18 protein-coding genes are annotated in these 17,496 nt (G+C 72.9%); 15 read left to right on the top strand and 3 right to left on the bottom strand.

Annotated elements, in window-relative coordinates:
* Nucleotides 1-212 precede the first annotated feature (212 nt).
* Both ABT041_RS31090 and ABT041_RS31085 read left to right on the top strand, forming a co-directional pair.
* Complete coding sequence (locus ABT041_RS31090) at nucleotides 213-1,583, top strand: cryptochrome/photolyase family protein (protein ID WP_351190724.1); 1,371 nt, start codon at nucleotides 213-215, stop codon at nucleotides 1,581-1,583.
* 173 nt (nucleotides 1,584-1,756) lie between these two features.
* A complete protein-coding gene (locus ABT041_RS31085; protein WP_351190722.1) occupies nucleotides 1,757-2,404 on the top strand; it encodes an alpha/beta hydrolase family protein in 648 nt (215 codons plus the stop codon).
* Between the two features lie 128 nt (nucleotides 2,405-2,532).
* Here ABT041_RS31085 and ABT041_RS31080 read toward each other — a convergent pair whose 3' ends face one another.
* The gene (locus ABT041_RS31080; RefSeq protein ID WP_351190720.1) at nucleotides 2,533-4,200 is read right to left on the bottom strand and encodes an FAD-dependent oxidoreductase; all 1,668 of its coding nucleotides are present in this window, start codon (nucleotides 4,198-4,200) and stop codon (nucleotides 2,533-2,535) included.
* A 231-nt stretch (nucleotides 4,201-4,431) separates the two neighbouring features.
* Between ABT041_RS31080 and ABT041_RS31075 the strand changes: the two genes are divergently transcribed.
* The 7 genes from ABT041_RS31075 (at nucleotide 4,432) to ABT041_RS31045 (ending at nucleotide 9,709) form a co-directional block, all read left to right on the top strand.
* On the top strand, nucleotides 4,432-5,550 hold the full coding sequence (locus tag ABT041_RS31075) for a SchA/CurD-like domain-containing protein (protein WP_351190718.1): 1,119 nt from the start codon (nucleotides 4,432-4,434) through the stop codon (nucleotides 5,548-5,550).
* A 109-nt stretch (nucleotides 5,551-5,659) separates the two neighbouring features.
* Nucleotides 5,660-6,064, top strand: coding sequence for a cupin domain-containing protein (locus ABT041_RS31070; RefSeq protein ID WP_351190717.1), 405 nt, complete (start codon nucleotides 5,660-5,662; stop codon nucleotides 6,062-6,064).
* Entirely contained in the window at nucleotides 6,061-7,329 is a 1,269-nt protein-coding gene (locus ABT041_RS31065) for a beta-ketoacyl-[acyl-carrier-protein] synthase family protein (protein ID WP_351190715.1), read from the top strand. Before ABT041_RS31070 ends, ABT041_RS31065 begins: the two co-directional genes overlap by 4 nt.
* Nucleotides 7,326-8,576 (top strand): ketosynthase chain-length factor, encoded by a 1,251-nt coding sequence (locus ABT041_RS31060; protein ID WP_351190713.1) that lies wholly within the window; start codon nucleotides 7,326-7,328, stop codon nucleotides 8,574-8,576. The genes ABT041_RS31065 and ABT041_RS31060 overlap by 4 nt, the downstream gene beginning before the upstream one ends.
* Before the next feature lie 26 nt (nucleotides 8,577-8,602).
* On the top strand, nucleotides 8,603-8,860 hold the full coding sequence (locus ABT041_RS31055; protein ID WP_351190711.1) for an acyl carrier protein: 258 nt from the start codon (nucleotides 8,603-8,605) through the stop codon (nucleotides 8,858-8,860).
* A 1-nt stretch (nucleotide 8,861) separates the two neighbouring features.
* Nucleotides 8,862-9,341: an SRPBCC family protein gene (locus ABT041_RS31050; RefSeq protein ID WP_351190709.1), complete on the top strand. Its 480-nt coding sequence runs from the start codon at nucleotides 8,862-8,864 to the stop codon at nucleotides 9,339-9,341.
* 35 nt (nucleotides 9,342-9,376) lie between these two features.
* Nucleotides 9,377-9,709, top strand: a complete 333-nt coding sequence (locus ABT041_RS31045; protein WP_351190707.1) for a TcmI family type II polyketide cyclase — start codon at nucleotides 9,377-9,379, stop codon at nucleotides 9,707-9,709.
* Between the two features lie 82 nt (nucleotides 9,710-9,791).
* Here ABT041_RS31045 and ABT041_RS31040 read toward each other — a convergent pair whose 3' ends face one another.
* Both ABT041_RS31040 and ABT041_RS31035 read right to left on the bottom strand, forming a co-directional pair.
* Nucleotides 9,792-10,820, bottom strand: coding sequence for a methyltransferase (locus ABT041_RS31040; protein ID WP_351190705.1), 1,029 nt, complete (start codon nucleotides 10,818-10,820; stop codon nucleotides 9,792-9,794).
* Between the two features lie 54 nt (nucleotides 10,821-10,874).
* Complete coding sequence (locus tag ABT041_RS31035; RefSeq protein ID WP_351190703.1) at nucleotides 10,875-11,939, bottom strand: right-handed parallel beta-helix repeat-containing protein; 1,065 nt, start codon at nucleotides 11,937-11,939, stop codon at nucleotides 10,875-10,877.
* Between the two features lie 321 nt (nucleotides 11,940-12,260).
* Between ABT041_RS31035 and ABT041_RS31030 the strand changes: the two genes are divergently transcribed.
* The 6 genes from ABT041_RS31030 to ABT041_RS31005 all read left to right on the top strand — a co-directional run bounded on the left by ABT041_RS31030 (nucleotide 12,261) and on the right by ABT041_RS31005 (nucleotide 17,488).
* Entirely contained in the window at nucleotides 12,261-12,836 is a 576-nt protein-coding gene (locus ABT041_RS31030; protein WP_351190701.1) for a sortase, read from the top strand.
* Nucleotides 12,837-13,234: 398 nt separating this feature from the next.
* Complete coding sequence (locus ABT041_RS31025) at nucleotides 13,235-14,680, top strand: ATP-binding protein (protein ID WP_351190699.1); 1,446 nt, start codon at nucleotides 13,235-13,237, stop codon at nucleotides 14,678-14,680.
* A 1-nt stretch (nucleotide 14,681) separates the two neighbouring features.
* Nucleotides 14,682-15,089, top strand: coding sequence for a roadblock/LC7 domain-containing protein (locus ABT041_RS31020; RefSeq protein WP_351190697.1), 408 nt, complete (start codon nucleotides 14,682-14,684; stop codon nucleotides 15,087-15,089).
* Complete coding sequence (locus ABT041_RS31015) at nucleotides 15,086-15,442, top strand: DUF742 domain-containing protein (protein WP_351190695.1); 357 nt, start codon at nucleotides 15,086-15,088, stop codon at nucleotides 15,440-15,442. The genes ABT041_RS31020 and ABT041_RS31015 overlap by 4 nt, the downstream gene beginning before the upstream one ends.
* Nucleotides 15,423-16,046: a GTP-binding protein gene (locus ABT041_RS31010; protein ID WP_351190693.1), complete on the top strand. Its 624-nt coding sequence runs from the start codon at nucleotides 15,423-15,425 to the stop codon at nucleotides 16,044-16,046. The genes ABT041_RS31015 and ABT041_RS31010 overlap by 20 nt, the downstream gene beginning before the upstream one ends.
* Nucleotides 16,043-17,488, top strand: coding sequence for a cytochrome P450 (locus ABT041_RS31005; RefSeq protein ID WP_351190691.1), 1,446 nt, complete (start codon nucleotides 16,043-16,045; stop codon nucleotides 17,486-17,488). Before ABT041_RS31010 ends, ABT041_RS31005 begins: the two co-directional genes overlap by 4 nt.
* Nucleotides 17,489-17,496 lie beyond the last annotated feature (8 nt).

Here is a 17,496-nt window from a genome sequence, read left to right as displayed (position 1 = left end):
GCTCCTTCTACGGACAGGACGACGGTGTGGGGCACCACTCTCCGGCGCTCCGCGGCCGCGACCGCGCAAGCGGAGCCGGGGAGTCCGTGGCGCTCATCCGTGCGGGTGCGCGCGTTCGATTCGTGGTGCGAGCCGCGCCGTGTTTCGTGCGAGGGGCCCTTTCTGTGGTGGGCTGCACCTACCCGCAGTGACCGAACCAAGGGAATGGCGCCATGACCGTCTCCGTCGTCCTCTTCACCTCCGACCTCCGGCTGCACGACCATCCGCCCCTGCGCGCCGCCGTGCGGCAGACGGACGAGACCGTCCCGCTGTTCGTGCGCGACCCCGCCGTCGACCGTGCGGGATTCGCGGCGCCCAACCGGCTCGCCTTCCTCGCGGACTGCCTGGCCGACCTGGACTCCGGGCTGCGCGAGCGCGGCGGCCGGCTCGTCGTACGCTCCGGCGACACCGTCGCCGAGGTGTGCGCCGTGGCCCGGCAGGCCGACGCCGCCGAGGTCCACCTGGCCGCCGGACACACGGTGTTCGCCCGCGCGCGCGAGGACCGGCTGCGGCACGCCCTGGAGTCCGACGGGCGCCGCCTCCACGTCCACGACGCCGTGACCACCGTCGTGCCGCCGGGCGAGGTCACCCCGCAGGGCTCGGACCACTTCGCCGTCTTCACCCCGTACTTCCGGCGCTGGTCCGCCGTACCGCTCCGCACGCCCCACCCCGCGCCCAGGGCGGTACACGTGCCGTCCGGGCCGCGCTCCGAGAGGCTGCCCGCCCGGGCCGCCGTGGCGGGCGTCTCCGCGGGCCTCGCCACGGGAGGGGAGACCGAGGGGCGACGGAGGCTCGGGAACTGGCTGTCCCGGCACGCCGACGCGTACGGGACGGGCCACGACGACCTCGCGGGCGACACGACCTCGCGCCTCTCCCCGTACCTCCACTTCGGCGCCGTCTCGGCGACCGAGGCCGTCCACCGTGCGCGGTCCCGCGGCGGCCCGGGTGCCGAGGCCTTCGTACGGCAGCTGTGCTGGCGGGACTTCCACCAGCAGGTCCTCGCCGCGCGGCCGGAGACGGCGCACGAGGACTACCGGCCCCGGCACGACCGCTGGCGGCGGGGCGCCGAGGCCGAGGCGGACCTGCGGGCCTGGCGGGAGGGCCGGACCGGGTACCCCGTGGTGGACGCGGCCCTCAGGCAGCTCGCGCACGAGGGCTGGATGCACAACCGGGGCCGCCTCCTCACCGCCTCCTTCCTGACCAAGACGCTCTACCTCGACTGGCGGGACGGCGCGCGTCACTTCCTCGACCTCCTCGTCGACGGCGACATCGCCGAGAACCAGCTCAACTGGCAGTGGGTGGCCGGGACGGGCACCGACACCCGGCCGCACCGGGTCCTCAACCCCGTCCTCCAGGCCAAGCGGTACGACCCCGACGGCGCGTACGTCCGCCGCTGGGTCCCGGAGCTCGCGGAGCTCCCCGGCCGCTCGATCCACGAACCCTGGCGCCTGAAGGGCCTGGACCGGGCCGCCTACGACTACCCCGAACCGCTCGTGGACCTCGCCGACGGCCTCGCGCGCTTCCGGGCGGCCCGGGACCGGTAGGCCGTGCGCGGTGTACCTGACGGACACCTCGGCCTGGCAGACTTCGCCCCCTCACGGTGTCCCGTCCTCACGACCCCTGGAGGCCCCATGGCGCAGCGGCCCGGTCATCCGTCCCGCACGAGCGGGCGCGTCCCCCGGCCGGCGGGCCGGCGCGCGAGCGGAGAGGCCGCGCGATGACCCTGTGCCCCACCCGCCGTGCCGATCCGACCGCGCTCCTCGTCCGCAGCGCGCCCGCGGAACCGAGCGCCGCCGTGCTGCTGCTCCACGGCGGCCGCGCCGAAGGCCCCGAGCCGCCGCCCGCCCTCAACCTGCCGGCGCTGCGGATGCGCCCCTTCGTCGGCGCGGTGACGCGGGCCGTCCGGGGCAGGGGGGTGCTCGTGGCCGAGGTGCGCTACCGGCACCGCGGCTGGAACGGGGAGCGCGCGGACGCCGCCCGGGACGCCGAGACCGCCCTCGCGCGGCTCCGCGAACAGGTCGGGGCCGTGCCCGTCGTGCTCCTGGGCCACTCCATGGGCGGCCGGGCCGCCCTGCGCGCCGCGGCCGACCCCGCCGTGCGCGGGGTGGTCGCGCTCGCGCCGTGGTGCCCCGCCGACGAGCCCGTCGACCACCTCGGCGGCCGGCGCCTCTACCTCCTCCACGACGAGACCGACCGGGTCACCTCGGCCCGCCAGTCCTGGGAGTTCGTCCGCCGGGCCAGGGAGGCGGGCGCCGACGCGGCGGGCATCCCGATGCCGACGGGCGGCCACGCCATGCTCAGGGGCGCGGACCTCTGGCACCGGCGCGCGGCCGAACTCACCGCGGCGCTGCTCTCGCACGGCTGAGACGGCCCCGGCGCTGGAGAGGGCGCTGGAGCCCCCGGCACCCTGACGCGCGGCCTCCGGGCGGACCCGTCGGCCCCGCGGGCGGGCGGTCCGCCGCCCGGGGTCCGCGGACCGCACCGCCGCCCGGCTCAGCGGGCCCCGGGCCGGGATCCGAGGCCGAGGACGGCCGTGAGGGCGGCCCTCAGGACCGACTCCGGGTCCTCCGATGTGCCCTCGGACCGCCAGGCGACGAAACCGTCCGGGCGGACGAGCACCGCACCGTCCGCGGTGATGCCATGGGCCTCGGCCCAGTCCTGGCCGTCCACGGGGGAGAGGTCCGCGTCCGGACCCGCGCCGATCCGGTACGAGGCCAGGGGCACCGCGAGGCGTTCGGCGACGCGCGCCGCCGCCGTGTGCCAGCCGCCGACGGCGCCCGCCGAGGTCAGCAGCACCGGAGCCGCCTCGTACAGATCCAGGGTGGAGATCCGCTCACCCGCCCGGTCCAGCCAGAGGTGCGGCGCGCGGCTGCCGGGCTCGCCCGTCAGACGGAGTCCGTCCGGCACGACCGGGACCGCCGGGTCGGCGCCCAGGACCGCGCCCCGCGGATAGCGGTACCCCAGCGCGACGTTGAGGATCCCGCCGCGCTTCCCGCCCGCGCCGGGACCCGGCGCGTACCCGGGGTGGCTGTGCTCGACCGAACGCGAGGAGGCGCGGGCGCTCGTCGCCTCCGCGACCGGCCGGCGCTCCGCGTCGTAGGACGCGAGCAGATCGGGTCCGGCCCAGCCGCCCAGTACCGCCGCCAGCTTCCAGGCGAGGTTGTGCGCGTCCTGGATGCCCGTGTTGGAGCCGAAGGCCCCCGTGGGGGGCATCTCGTGGGCCGAGTCCCCGGCGAGGAACACCCGTCCGTCCGCGTACCGTTCGGCGATCCGCTCGGCCGCGTGCCACGGGGCCCGGCCCGTGATCTCCACGTGCAGATCCGGTACGCCCACGGCGCGCCGGATGTGCTCCCGGCACCGCTCGTCGGTGAACTCCTCCAGAGTCTCCCCGTGTTCGGGGTGCCAGGGGGCGTGGAACACCCACCGCTCGGCGTTGTCCACCGGCAGCAGCGCGCCGTCCCCCTCCGGGGACGTGAGGTAGCAGACGATGAACCTGCGGTCCCCCACGACCGCCGCCAGATCACGCGACTCGAACGTGATGCTCACGTTGTGGAACAGGTCGCCCGGGCCGGTCTGCCCGATGCCGAGCTGCTCGCGGATCGGGCTGCGGGGGCCGTCCGCCGCGACGAGGTAGTCCGCCCGGATGGTGGTGTGCTCACCCGTCTCCCGGCTCTTGACCCGCGCGGTCACCCCTTCGGCGTCCTGCTCGAACGACATCAGCTCCGTCGAGTACCGCAGATCGCCGCCCAGCTCCCGCGCGCGCTCCAGGAGCACCGGTTCGAGGTCGTTCTGGCTGCACAGGCACCACTCGGCGGGGCTGAACCGCGCGAGGCCACCGCCGGGGTCGATCTCCCTGAACAGCCACTCGCCGGCGTCGCCCGCCAGGCTCGGCGCCTGGAGGATCCCGTTGTTCGCCGACAGGACCTTCGCGGCCTCGTGGATCCGCTCGCGCACCCCGGCGCCGCGGAACACCTCCATGGTCCGCACGTTGTTCCCGCGGCCGCGCGGGTGGATCGAGGTGCCCGCATGGCGCTCGACGAGCGTGTGCGGCACGCCCAGACGGCCCAGGAAGAGCGAGGTGGACAGGCCCACCAGGGAGCCGCCCACGACGAGGACGGGCGTGCGGTGTCCGATCTCACCGGTCGCTTCGCTTCGGTTCATCGATGGCCTCCAGCGTCACCGGTGACGCGGGTCGGGGATGGGATGCACATGCCTGCCCGGCCGAGCCCCGGACCCTGCGCGGAGGGCACCCGAATGACGCACGGTTCACTCATCCGCTCCGTGGGGCTCGCGGAGAACGAGCGCCCGAGCCAACGTTCGGTACATGACGACCCCGGCCATCCGAGCCAGGCGGTCCCTCCCCGCTCTCGCAGACGAGAAGAGGTGCGCCGTATGACCACGGCACGCATATCGCAGTCGGTGTTCGACGGGTCCAGGCTGCGGGTGATCCTGCTGCTCGACCTGTACGACGGAGCCCAGCAGCAGTTCCTCGAGGCGTACGAGGTCATGCGCAAGCAGGTGGCCGGCGTCCCCGGCCACATCAGCGACCAGCTCTGCCAGTCCATCGAGAACCCCTCGCAGTGGCTCATCACCAGCGAATGGGAGAGCGCCCCGCCCTTCCTCGCCTGGGTGAACAGCGAGGAACACGTCGAGATGGTCAAGCCCATGCACAGCTGCGTCCGGGACACCCGGTCCATGCGCTACAGCATCCTCCGGGAGACCGGCGCGCAGCGGCCCCTCACCCCCGAGACGGCCGCCGGCGAGCAGGTGGCGGCCCGCGTGGGCGACGGCGTGACCCGCCACGCGCTCACCTTCACCGTCAAGCCCGGCTCCGAGTCGAAGGTCGCCGAGCTCCTGGCCGGGTACGAGTCGCCCGACGCCCAGGTCGACGAGAACACCCGGCTGCGCCGCACCTCCCTGTTCATGCACGGCAACCGTGTCGTGCGGGCCGTCGAGGTGGAGGGCGACCTCCTGTCCGCGCTGCGGCACGTCGCCCGGCAGCCCGGGGTCCGGGCCGTCGAGGAGGCCATCAACCCCTACCTGGAGCAGGACCGGGACCTCACCGACCCCGAGTCGGCCCGCGTCTTCTTCACCCGGGCGGCCCTCCCGGCGGTGCACCACGTGGTCTCCGCCCGCCCCGAGCCGGCCGACCTGCGGCGCCACGCCCTGTACTACCCGGCCGAGCCGGGCCGCGGTTCGGACCTGGCCCGGCTCCTCGCCGAGCAGGACGCGGAGGCGGCCGTCGACCCCGACAGTCCCGTCTACGGCAGCACCGTCTTCCAGCGCGACGACGTCGTCGTGCGCCTCGTCGACGTCGAGGGCGACCTCGACCTCGACCCCGTCGCCGCCCTCGGCGTCAAGGGAGCAGGGAAGGCCAAGGCGCTGGAACGTCTCCTCGACGGGCCCGCGATCGGCGTGGAGGGCTCGCTGGAGACCGAGCGCAACCTCAACCGGCTCCTGTCGCACGCCGACATGCTGCCGGTCACCGACCGCCGCGCGGCCGGCTCCTGAGAGGACGGCCCCGGGGCCACCGGCCCGACCGCGCGCGGCAGGCCCGTGCACCGGGCCACCGGCCCCCACCGTCCGTCACATCTCACCGCAACACTCGGAGGTATCAACCATGCTCGAGCAGACTCGGCTCATCGTGAACCTGAGCGACACGGAGCCCAACCGCAGACGCGGCGGGGACGTGCGGGCCATGCTCACGCCCGCCACGGTGAAATCGACCAGCGGCTTCATGGGGATGGCCATCGCCCAGCCGGGCGAGCGCATCGCCGAGCACTACCACCCGTACTCCGAGGAGTTCGTGTACGTCGTCTCGGGCCGGTTCGAAGTGGACCTGGACGGCGAGACGCACCCGCTCGTCCCCGACCAGGGCCTCCTGATCCCCATCGGCGTCCGGCACCGCTTCCGCAACGTCGGCGACGTGGAGGCCCGCATGGTCTTCCATCTGGGGCCGCTCGCCCCGCACCCCAGCCTCGGTCACGTCGACACCGAGGAGGCCGTCGAGGGGGCGCTCGAGTGACCCGGCGCGTGGCCGTCACCGGCATAGGCGTCGTCGCCCCGGGCGGTGCCGGAACGGCGGCCTTCTGGGACCTCCTGGCCCAGGGGCGTACGGCGACCCGCGGCATCACCCTGTTCGACCCCGTCGGCCTGCGCTCCCGCATCGCCGCCGAGTGCGACTTCGATCCGTACGCCCACGGTCTGCCCCCCGACCTGATCCAACACGCGGACAGGTACGTCCAGTTCGCCGCGGTCGCCGCCGGCGAAGCCGTACGGGACTCCGGGCTCGACTCCGCCACCGAGGACCCCTGGCGCGTCGGCGTCAGCCTCGGCAGCGCCGTCGGCGGCACCACCCGCCTGGAGCACGACTACGTCCTCGTCAGCGAGCGCGGACAGCGGTGGGACGTGGACCACCGCGCCGCAGACCCCAAGCTCCACCTGGCGTTCTCGCCGAGCACGCTGGCGGCGGTGGTCGCCGAACAGTTCGGGGCCCGCGGTCCGGTGCAGACCGTCTCCACCGGCTGCACCTCCGGCCTCGACGCCGTCGGCTACGCCTTCCACACCATCGAGGAGGGCCGGGCGGACGTCGTCATAGCCGGGGCGTCGGACTCGCCGATCTCCCCGATCACCATGGCCTGCTTCGACGCCATCAAAGCCACCTCCCCCGACAACGACGACCCCGAGCACGCCTCCAAGCCCTTCGACAACCGCCGCAACGGCTTCGTCATGGGAGAGGGCGCGGCCGTCCTCGTCCTGGAGGAGTACGAGCACGCCAGGGCCCGCGACGCGCACATCTACTGCGAGATCAGCGGCTACGCCACCTACGGGAACGCGTACCACATGACCGGTCTGACCGGCGAGGGCCTCGAGATGGCCCGGGCGATCGACACCGCGCTCGACCAGGCCAGGCTCGACCCCACGTCGATCGACTACGTCAACGCGCACGGCTCCGGCACCCGCCAGAACGACCGGCACGAGACCGCCGCCGTCAAGCGGTCCCTGGGCTCCCACGCGTACGACACGCCCATGAGCTCCATCAAATCCATGGTGGGCCACTCGCTCGGCGCGATCGGCGCGATAGAGGTCGCCGCCTGCGTGCTCGCCCTGCAGCACCAGGTGGTGCCCCCGACCGCCAACTACGAGATCCCCGACCCCGAGTGCGACCTGGACTACGTGCCGCGCACCGCCCGCCCCCGGAAGCTGAGGAACGTGCTCTCCGTCGGCAGCGGCTTCGGCGGCTTCCAGTCCGCCGTGCTCCTGACCGGGCCGGGCGGGAGGACACGATGAGCACACAGCGGTCACCGCGGGCGGTCGTCACCGGCATCGGTGTGATCGCCCCCAACGGGCTGCGCTCCGACGCGTACTGGAAGTCCGTCCGGGAAGGCCTCGGCGTTCTCGACCGGATCACCCGCGAGGGCTGTGAACACCTGCCCCTCAAGGTCGCCGGCCAGGTGGAGGGCTTCGACGCCTCCGCCCTCATCGACGAGCGCTTCCTCGTCCAGACCGACCGGTTCACCCACTACGCCATGGCGGCGGCCTCGCTCGCCCTCGACGAGGCCGGCCTCAACCACGACGAGGGACCCGAGGAGCCCTTCTCCATCGGCGTCGTCACGGCCGCGGGATCGGGCGGCGGCGAGTTCGGCCAGCGAGAGCTGCAGAAGCTCTGGGGACAGGGCTCCAAGTTCGTCGGCCCGTACCAGTCCATCGCCTGGTTCTACGCCGCGAGCACCGGCCAGATCTCCATCCGGCACGGCTTCAAGGGCCCGTGCGGGGTGGTCGCCAGCGACGAGGCCGGCGGCCTGGACTCCCTCGCCCACGCCGCCCGCGCCGTCCGGCGCGGGACCGGCGCGGTCGTCGTCGGAGCCGCGGAGGCGCCCCTCGCCCCGTACTCGATGGTGTGCCAGCTCGGCTACCCCGAGCTCAGCACCGTCGACGATCCGGACCGCGCCTACCGTCCCTTCACGGCGAAGGCCTGCGGCTTCGTCCCCGCCGAGGGCGGCGCCATGCTCGTCGTCGAGGAGGAGACCCGCGCCCTCGACCGGGGCGCGACCGTACGGGCCACGATCGCCGGCCACGGCGCCACCTTCACCGGTGCCTCACGCTGGGCGGAGTCCCGGGAGGGACTCGCCCGCGCCATCCGGGTCGCCCTCGACGAGGCCGGCTGCGCCCCGGAGGAGATCGACGTCGTCTTCCCCGACGCCCTCGGCGTACCGGAGGCGGACCGCGCCGAGGCCCTGGCGATCGCCGACGCCCTGGGCGCGCACGCCACGCGCGTCCCCGTCACGGCCCCCAAGACCGGTTACGGCCGGGCCTACTGCGGGGCACCCGTACTGGACACCGCGGCCGCCGTGCTCGCCATGGAACACGGCCTTGTGCCCCCCACCCCCAACGTGTTCGACATCGACTGCGACCTCGACGTGGTCATGTCCGCAGCCCGGCCCGCCGAGCTGCGCACGGCCCTCGTCCTCAGCAGGGGACTCATGGGATCCAACGCGGCGCTCGTCGTGCGCCGCGGTGGCGAACTCGCCCGGTAGCTCCGGGCGAGGAAGGAGAAACCAAGATGATCACCACCGAACTCACCTTCGGCGAACTGGCCACGCTGATGAAGCAGTCGGCCGGCGTGACCGTCGACCCCGCCCAGCTCGAAGCGGCTCCCGAGACCCCCTTCAGCGGCCTGGGCGTCGACTCGCTCGGTCTGCTCGGCATCGTCGGCGAGCTGGAGAACCGGCACGGCGTGGCGCTGCCCACCGACGCCGAACGCTGCAAGACCCCGGGCGAGTTCATCGCCCTCGTCAACAACGCCCTCGCAGGAGTCTGACGTGTCCGGACACACCGACAACAGCATCACCATCGACGCCCCTCTCGACCTGGTCTGGGACATGACCAACGACATCGAGAACTGGCCCCAGCTCTTCAGCGAGTACGCCTCCGTGGAGGTCCTCGAACGGAAGGGCGACACCACCAAGTTCCGTCTGACCATGCACCCGGACGAGAACGGGAAGGTCTGGAGCTGGGTGTCGGAGCGCACCACCGACCGGGAGAACCGGACGGTGCGCGCCCGCCGCGTAGAGACCGGCCCGTTCGCGCACATGAACATCGCCTGGGAGTACACGGAGCTGCCGGGCGGCGTCCAGATGCGGTGGATCCAGGACTTCGCGATGAAGCCCGACGCCCCCGTCGACGACGCCTGGATGACGGACAACATCAACCGCAACTCCCGTGTCCAGATGGCCCTCATCCGGGACCGTCTCGTGGCGGCCGCGCGCGAGGGCCGGAGCGCGCCGGTCACGCGCGCCTGACGGGCATCCGGGGAATCACCTCAGGAAGGAAACCGATGCACCACGCACTGATCGTCGCCCGCATGGCGCCCGGCTCGGCGCCCGCGATCGCGGACGTGTTCGCCGACTCCGACCGCGGCGAGCTGCCGCATCTGGTCGGGGTCGCCCGGCGCAGCCTGTTCCAGTTCGGCGACGTCTATCTGCACCTGATCGAGTCCGAGCAGGACCCGGCGCCCCACGTCGCCAGGCTGGCCGGACACCCCGAGTTCCGCGGGGTCAGCGAGCGTCTGTCGGCGTACGTCAGCGCGTACGACCCGAAGACCTGGCGCAGTCCCAAGGACGCCATGGCGCACTGCTTCTACCGCTGGGAGCGTGACGCCGGCTCCTGAGCCGGGAACCCGGTGAAACCCGAGGCCGCCCGCCCCGCGACAGACGCGGAGCGGGCGGCCCGAGTTCGTGCCGGGGGCCGGATCAGCCGGGCACGGTGCACTCGAAGGCGTGCAGGTACGCGTTGACCGGACGGATCTCGCCGATGACGAGCCCGGCGGCGGTGAGCCGGTCCACCATGCTCTGCCGGGTGTGCTTCGCGCCGCCGACGTTGAGCAGCAGCAGGAGGTCCATGGCCGTCGTGAACCTCATGGAGGGGGTGTCGTCCACGAGGTTCTCGATGACGACGACGCGGGCGCCGGGCTTCGCGGCCTTGCGGACGTTCGCCAGGCACCTGCGGGTGCTGTCGTCGTCCCACTCCAGGATGTTCTTGATGATGTACACGTCGGCCCGGACCGGGATGGACTCGCGGCAGTCGCCGGGCTCGATGCGGACGCGGGAGGACAGCGAGCCGTTCTCCCGCAGACGCGGATCGGCGTTGCCGACGACCGCCGGCAGGTCGAGCAGCGTGCCGTGCAGCGTCGGGTGCTTCTCCAGGAGGCTCGCCAGGACGTGGCCCTGGCCGCCCCCGATGTCGGCGACGGAGGACGCCCCGCGCAGGTCGAGGAGGTCGGCGACGTCCTCGGCCGACTGCCGGCTCGAGGTGGTCATGGCCCGGTTGAAGACGTACGCGGACTCGGGCGCCTCCTCGTTGAGGTACGAGAAGAACTCCCGCTCGTACACGTCCTCGAAGACGTTGCGGCCGGAGCGGACGGCCTCGTCGAGCTTGGGCCAGACGTCCCACGTCCAGGGCTCGGTGCACCACAGCGCGATGTAGCGCAGGCTGTGCGGATCGTCCTCGCGCAGCAGCCGGGACATCTCCGTGTGGGCGAAGGTGCCGTCGGGCTGCTCGGTGAAGACGCCCTGGCATGCCAGGGCGCGCAACAGCCGCCGCAGGGTGCGCGGTTCGGTCTTCACGGCGGCCGCGAGGTCCTCCGCGGTCATGGGCGTGTCTCCCAGCGCGTCGGCCACGCCGAGGCGGGCGGCCGCGCGCACGGCGGCGGCGCACGCCGCCCCGAAGACGAGTTCTCTCAGCCGCATCGGCGGCGGGGGAGCGGAATCGACGGTCGTCATCTGTTTCGCCTTGCCTTTGCTGTCTTGCGGGGGTGGGGGGGGCGGAGCGGTCGGTCAGCACATGCCCGCGGGCTCGGAGACGCCGCAGGTGTTGTGGCGGAAGATGTTGGTCTTGCCGATGTCCCGGTTCGCGAGGTCCGCGGCGCCGTTGCGCAGCACCACGTTGTCGTGGATCTCGATCCGTTCGTTGGGGACGCCCACGAAGCTCTTGAAGAGCACGATGCCGCCGGACAGCGGCGAGTTGCCCACGTTGTCCTCGACCCGGTTGTGCGCGACGACGGTGTCCTCGGCGCCGGTGACGACGATGCCCGAGCCCTGGAGGAAGGGCAGGCGGGGGGTCTTGGGACAGAGCTTGTTGTTCTCGTGGAGGTGGTTCTGCCGCAGGGTCATCGCCCCGGCGCGCGGGGTGGACTCGTCGCCCACCACGAACACGGCGGCGCAGTTGCCGGTGGCCTCGTTGTGGTCGACGGTCAGGTTCCGCAGGCGGCGCACCGTGATGCCGATCCGGTTGCCGAGCAGCCGGTTGCCGCTGACGACCGTGCCGTGGGTGTCGGTGGCTCCTCCCTCCTCCGTGACGGTGTTGGCCAGGAACAGCCCGGCGTCGCCGTTGTCCCGGGCGGTGTTGTGGCGCAACACCCCCCGTACGGAACGCTCTTGGGCGATGCCCCAGGTGCCGTTGGACTCGGCGATGACCCGTCGCACCTCCAGGCGGTCGGTCCACTTGGCCCACAGGCCGTTCTTGGCGAAGCCCCGGAGCGTCAGCGAGCGCACGGTGACGCCCTCGACGGGGCGGGCCTCGGTGCCGGTCACGCAGATGCCGTTGCCGGCCTGCGCGCAGGTGTCGGCGCCCGGGGTGGCGGCGGGCACGAGGACGGAGGGGAAGACGGTCGAACCGCGGAGCGTGAGGTTCGGCGTGGTGATGCGCACGCTCTCGTGGTACGTGCCGGGGGCGAGGATGATGGTGTCGCCGGGGCGCGCGGAGTCCACGGCCTTCTGGATCGATTCCCCGGGCTTCACCCGGTGCACCGACCCGTCGGCGGCCGCGGGCACGGCGGCCCCGAGCCCCGAGGCCGTGAGGGCCGCGGCGCACGCCAGGAGGGCGATCTGTCGTTTCGTCATATCGCGAAGTTATGAGCGCCCGTTCCGGCCCGCCACCGCTGATCCCCCGGGCGGGCCGGGACCGGCCGGGGCCTGTGGCGGCGGCCGTACGGGCACTGGTCCGTTCGCGTGCGGCACAGGATCACCCGGGGGGCGGTACCTGCACGACGGTGACCTGCTGTGACGGCTCCGGGCGTGCGCGGTGGTGCGGCCGACCGGAGGACGGCCGAACGCGCTCCTCGTGTTGCGGGGGGTGCGGACCGGCCTTTGCCTCGTGCACGGAGCACAGCACAGGTGCCGCGCTAAGGAGCCGGCCGGAAAGCTCCACCGAAGGAGAGAAACATGCGTCGCGTACGCACCGGTCTGCAGGTCAGTCTGATCGTCGGCGCCGTCGTCCTGTCCGCCCCCGCGGCACTCGCGGCCCCGGGGGACCCCGAGGTCCGGATCACTCCGCTGAACGCGGCTCCCGGCACCACCGTCACGGTCACCACCACCGCCTGCGGCAAGGAGACCTACGGCAAGGGGAAGTCGGAGGCGGGCGGTGATTTCCATCTGCTGCCGGGCGGCCGGCAGGGTGTCCTGGTGGGCGAGTTCGTGGTGCCGGACGGCGCCGCCTCGGGCACGGACACGGTCACGCTGAAGTGCCCGCCCCGGATCAAGCAGACCGTCACGTACCGCATCTCCGGCCGTCCCCACGGCGGCGTCGAGGCCGGCTTCGGCTGGGCCGCCGGTGCCGCGGGCCGGGCCGGAACCGTCGCGGCGGCCGGTGCCGCCGGGTCGGCGGCGACCGCCGCGGAGCCCGCTGCCGACTCCACGGGCACCCCGCTCGCCGCGGGCGGCGTCCTGCTGGCCGGCGCCGTGGCGGGCGGGGCTCTGCACCTCCGCCGCCGCGCGCGGCGGGCCCGCGCGGAGGCCTGACGGAGGCCCGCGCCCGGGAACATGTCCGCCCTCGGTCCCCGTCGTGCGCCCGCGACGGAGACCGAGGGCGGACCCATGGGCACAGACGCCAGAACGTGATCGGTCCCGCACATTTCCGTTCGGCGAATGGTCGTTTTATAGAGGGGGATTGACCGCTGGAGGCTGTCCTTCCAGCAAGGTCACATGGCGAACCCGAACTGACTATGCTCCCCGATGTGTTGCGCCGTGCTCACAGCGAGTCACCGCCGCGCAATGCGTCACCTCAGTCCGTTCGTTTCAGACGGTTTAGGGACCCCCTGATGGTTCGTGCAGGTTCAATTTCCAGATCCCGGTCGGCCTCGGTCGCCCGGGTATGGCTTCTCCCGCCCGGAGTTCTGGCCGCAGCCACCGCAATAGCGTTGTTCGTCTCCTCCGCGCAGATACGGACACCGGTCGCCTGGTGCGGACTCGCCGCGGTCCTCCTCACGGTCGCCACCTCGGCCGTCGCCGCGCGCCGAACACGCGCGGCGGAAGCCGAACGGCACACCCGGGCGAGGGTCGAGGCGGCGGAGCAGCACGCCCAGCGGGAGGCCGTGCTCCTCGGGCGCCTGGCGGACCAGCGGGCCACCGTCCTCTGGCTCGCCGAGGAACTCCTCCCCGCGGCCGTCGCCCGGCTCCAGAAGGGCGACCCCTCCTCGGAGATCATCAACGCCGTCACCTTCGGGAAGCACCTCGACCCGGAGTACGTCGTGGCGCTCAAGGCCGCCCTGCGCACCTCCCTGGAGGCCGTGGAGGCCGAGGAGCACACCCGCGACGCCTCCCAGCGCGCCCTCGTGGCGGTCGCGCGCCGGGTCCAGGCGATCGTGCACCAGCTCACCAAGGACCTCCACGCCATGCAGATCCTGCACGGCAACGACCTGGTGGTCTCCCGCGGACTGCAGAACGTCGACCACCGGAACGCCCTGATCGGCCGCCTCGCGGCCAGCATCGCGGTCCTCGGCGACGCCCGGCCCGGACGCCAGTGGTCCAAGGCGATCCCGCTCTACGACATCCTGCGCGGGGCCATGTCCCGCATCGTGGACTACCCCCGCGTCAAGCTGCAGTCGGTGGCCGAGGTCGCGGTGACCGGCCCCGGCGCCGAGCCGATGATGCACCTCCTCGCCGAACTCCTCGACAACGCCACGACGTTCTCGCCGCCGCACACACCCGTCGAGGTGACCGCGAGCGAGGTGCCCTCCGGCATCGCGATCGAGATCGAGGACCGCGGGGTCGGCCTCACCGAGGAGGTCCGGCAGCGCGTCGAGCGCGTCATGGCCCAGTCGCAGACCGGCATCAACCTGTCGGGCCTGGGCGAGCTCACCCAGATCGGCCTCCCCGTGGTCAGCCGGCTGGCCCGCGAGCACGGCTGCGAGGTCGACCTGCGCACCTCCGCCTACGGAGGCGTACGGGCCGTGGTGCTCGTCCCCCGCCGGCTGATCACCACCGTGCCCCAGGGCTCCCTGCTGACCCCGGAGATCCTCCGGCGGCGGCGGGCGGGCGGCCCCCTCCTGCCCCGGCCGACCCCCGCGCCCGACGCCGGCGCGGACGCCGTCGAGGTCAGGAAGACCGCCAACGGACTCCCGCAACGACGACGGGAGGCGCCCTCGCCCATGCTCCCGCAGCGACGACGCGAGTCGCCGGTCCCGACCCCGCTCCTGCAGACCGGGCCCGCGCCCGCCGATCCGGCGGCCTCCCCGGCCGGTTCCGGCCGCACCCGCCAGCCGGGCCTGATGTGGGAGGCGTTCAACGGCACCAAGAGAGGCGACGACGGAGCGGTCGCCGAACCCACTTCTTCCCCCAGCGAGCCGTCAGATGAGGACGAGTAACATGCAGCCACTGCCGAACATGGACTGGATGCTCACGGACCTGGTGAGCAGTGTCCCGTACGTGCGACACGTGGTCGTGCTGTCGTCGGACGGCCTGAGCATCGGGCAGGCGAACACGGCCCCCGACACCGCCGACGCGATCGCCGCCGCCTGCTCCGGCATCCAGAGCCTGGCGCGGGCCATCGCACAGATGTTCCCGCAGGGCGACGGATCGACGCACATGGTCGGGATCGAGGCCGACGGCGGCTACTTCTCCCTGATGGCGGCCGGCCCCGGGGCCTATCTCGCGGTCCTCGCCGACCCGGAGGTGGACGCCGGACTCCTCGGCGACCGCATGCGCACGCTGGTCATCCGCATCGGCCAGCACATGACCAGCCCGCCCCGTGAGGACGTCGGGCAGGCGATGTGACATCGGAGAACCAGGGCCCCTGGCATGAAGGCACACCCGTCCCGCTCTACGTCGTTACCGGAGGCCCGGACCCCTCGGCCGGGAACTTCAACCTGGTCACCCTCATCGCGACGCGGTCCGAACCCGACCCCGCCATGCAGCCCGAGCACTCGGCCATCCTCACCCTGTGCACGTACCCGCTCTCGGTCGCCGAGGTCTCCGCGTACCTCAGCCTCCCCTTCAGCGTCGTCACCGTGCTGCTCGCCCAGCTCGTCGAGGAGGAGCGGGTCGAGGCCATCTCGCCCGTGCCCGTGGCGGCCTATCCCGAACGCGGCCTACTGGAGGCGGTGATCCATGGACTACGCAAACTCTGACGTACTCGAGGCCGGCCGGCGCGACACCGACCTGCTGCTGCCGCACGGCGCCAGGGGAGTCAAGGTCGTGATCGTCGGCGGCTTCGGCGTCGGCAAGACGACCATGGTCGGGTCGGTGAGCGAGATCCCGCCCCTGACCACCGAGGAGACCATGACGCAGGCGGGCGTCGGAATCGACGACAACCCCGGCGCCAAAGGCAAGAAGACCACCACCGTCGCGATGGACTTCGGCCGGATCAGCATCAACCAGGAGCTGATCCTCTATCTGTTCGGCACACCCGGACAGGAACGCTTCTGGTTCCTGTGGAACGGCATCTTCGAAGGTGCCCTCGGCGCCGTCGTCCTCGTCGACACCCGCAGGATCGAGGTCTCCTTCGAGGTCATCACCCGGCTCGAGGACCGCCGTGTCCCCTTCGTCGTGGCCGTCAACGCCTTCCCGGAGGCCCCGCAGTACCCCTTGACCGATCTGCGCACCGCTCTGGCCCTCAACGACTCCGTGCCCATCGTCACCTGTGACGCACGGGACCGGGCGTCCTGCCGCGACACCCTGCTCGCGCTGATGGGCTACCTGTGCACCCTCGCCGCCGCCCAGGAGACCGCATGACCGTCCCACCCACCGAACACGCCACCGCACAGCCCGGTACGGTCCCGCCCCCGGGCTGCCCCGCCCACATCGGCGACGGCCCCGGCGGGGCCACCCGGCTCTACGGTCCCGCCGCGTCGACGGACCCGATGGGCCTGTACGAGGAGCTGCGCGCCGCCCACGGGCCGGTGGCGCCCGTCCTGCTCGACGGCGACGTCCGCGCCTGGCTCGTCCTCGGCTACCTGGAGAACCGGGACGTGGCCAGCCGCCCCACCCAGTTCTCCCGCGACCCGCGCGTCTGGCACGGCTGGCGGAGCGGGGAGATCGACCCCGAGACCTCCCCGCTCATCCCGATGATCGGCTGGCGCCCCGACTGCGTCTGCGCGGACGGCGAGGAGCACCAGCGGCTGCGCGGCGCGGTCACGTCCAGCCTCAGCCAGTTCGACCACCGGGGCGTCCGCCGGCTCATCACCCGCTTCGCCCACCAGCTGATCGACACCTTCTGCGAGAGCGGCGAGGCGGAACTGGTCGAGCGGTTCACCGAGCCCCTGCCCATGCTCACCCTCACGCATCTGCTCGGGATGTCGGACGAGTCCGCCCCCAAGCTGGTGCACGCCGCCCGCGACCTGTTCAAGGCGACCGAGACCTCACTGGCCAGCAACGCCTATGTGCTCCAGTGCCTCGAACAGCTGGTCGTCGAGAAGCGCGCCCAGCCGGGCCACGACATCGCCTCCGCGCTGATGGCCCACCCGGCCGGCCTCACCGACGAGGAGGTCCAGCACCACCTGCGGCTCATCCTGCTCGCCGGCTACGAGACCACCGCGAACCTCATGTCCAACGTCATGCGCATGGTCGTCACCGACCCCCGCTTCCGCGGCTCCCTCGCGGGCGGGCAGATGACCCTGCCCGAGGCGGTGGAGCAGGTCCTCTGGGACGAGCCGCCGCTCATGGTGTGCCCCGGCCGCTGGGCCAACGGCGACACCACGGTCGGGGGACAGGAGATCAAGGCGGGGGACATGCTCCTGCTCGGTCTGGCCGCGGGCAACGTCGACCAGGCGATCCGCCCGGACGCCGCGACCCCCGTGCACCACAACCGCGCGCACCTGTCCTTCAGCGCCGGCACGCACGAATGCCCCGGCCAGGACATCGGCCGCATCATCGCCGACGCGGGCATCGACATCCTGCTCACCCGGCTCCCCGACATCGCCCTGGCCATCCCCGAGGAGGACCTCACCTGGCGCTCCTCCACCTGGGCCCGGCACCTCACGGCCCTGCCGGTGACCTTCGCCGCGCGCCCGCCCCAGGCCGACGACGTCCCCGCCCCGCTCCCGGCCCCGCCGGCCCAGAGCCACGGGGAATCCGCGGCGCCCTCGCAGCCGGTGGCCGGCCCGGGAACGGCGGGGAGGACCGGGCCCCGGGCCTCGTGGCTGACGCGCGTCCTGCGGTTCCTGCGCGGAAGGTAGGGGCGTGC

The organism is Streptomyces sp. NPDC002825, from assembly GCF_040295385.1.
GTDB lineage: Bacteria > Actinomycetota > Actinomycetes > Streptomycetales > Streptomycetaceae > Streptomyces.
The sequence above is the reverse complement of the archived record's forward strand: the minus strand, read 5'-3'. Positions and strand labels throughout refer to the sequence as shown.

Excerpts from the sequence above, each read along its gene's own strand:
- ABT041_RS31005 (WP_351190691.1), top strand. The coding sequence starts at position 16,043 with ATGACCGTCCCACCCACCGAACACGCCACCGCACAGCCCGGTACGGTC.
- ABT041_RS31040 (WP_351190705.1), bottom strand. The coding sequence starts at position 10,820 with ATGACGACCGTCGATTCCGCTCCCCCGCCGCCGATGCGGCTGAGAGAA.
- ABT041_RS31045 (WP_351190707.1), top strand. The coding sequence starts at position 9,377 with ATGCACCACGCACTGATCGTCGCCCGCATGGCGCCCGGCTCGGCGCCC.
- ABT041_RS31085 (WP_351190722.1), top strand. The coding sequence starts at position 1,757 with ATGACCCTGTGCCCCACCCGCCGTGCCGATCCGACCGCGCTCCTCGTC.
- ABT041_RS31020 (WP_351190697.1), top strand. The coding sequence starts at position 14,682 with ATGCAGCCACTGCCGAACATGGACTGGATGCTCACGGACCTGGTGAGC.
- ABT041_RS31035 (WP_351190703.1), bottom strand. The coding sequence starts at position 11,939 with ATGACGAAACGACAGATCGCCCTCCTGGCGTGCGCCGCGGCCCTCACG.
- ABT041_RS31090 (WP_351190724.1), top strand. The coding sequence starts at position 213 with ATGACCGTCTCCGTCGTCCTCTTCACCTCCGACCTCCGGCTGCACGAC.
- ABT041_RS31075 (WP_351190718.1), top strand. The coding sequence starts at position 4,432 with ATGACCACGGCACGCATATCGCAGTCGGTGTTCGACGGGTCCAGGCTG.
- ABT041_RS31055 (WP_351190711.1), top strand. The coding sequence starts at position 8,603 with ATGATCACCACCGAACTCACCTTCGGCGAACTGGCCACGCTGATGAAG.
- ABT041_RS31010 (WP_351190693.1), top strand. The coding sequence starts at position 15,423 with ATGGACTACGCAAACTCTGACGTACTCGAGGCCGGCCGGCGCGACACC.
- ABT041_RS31080 (WP_351190720.1), bottom strand. The coding sequence starts at position 4,200 with ATGAACCGAAGCGAAGCGACCGGTGAGATCGGACACCGCACGCCCGTC.
- ABT041_RS31060 (WP_351190713.1), top strand. The coding sequence starts at position 7,326 with ATGAGCACACAGCGGTCACCGCGGGCGGTCGTCACCGGCATCGGTGTG.
- ABT041_RS31030 (WP_351190701.1), top strand. The coding sequence starts at position 12,261 with ATGCGTCGCGTACGCACCGGTCTGCAGGTCAGTCTGATCGTCGGCGCC.
- ABT041_RS31070 (WP_351190717.1), top strand. The coding sequence starts at position 5,660 with ATGCTCGAGCAGACTCGGCTCATCGTGAACCTGAGCGACACGGAGCCC.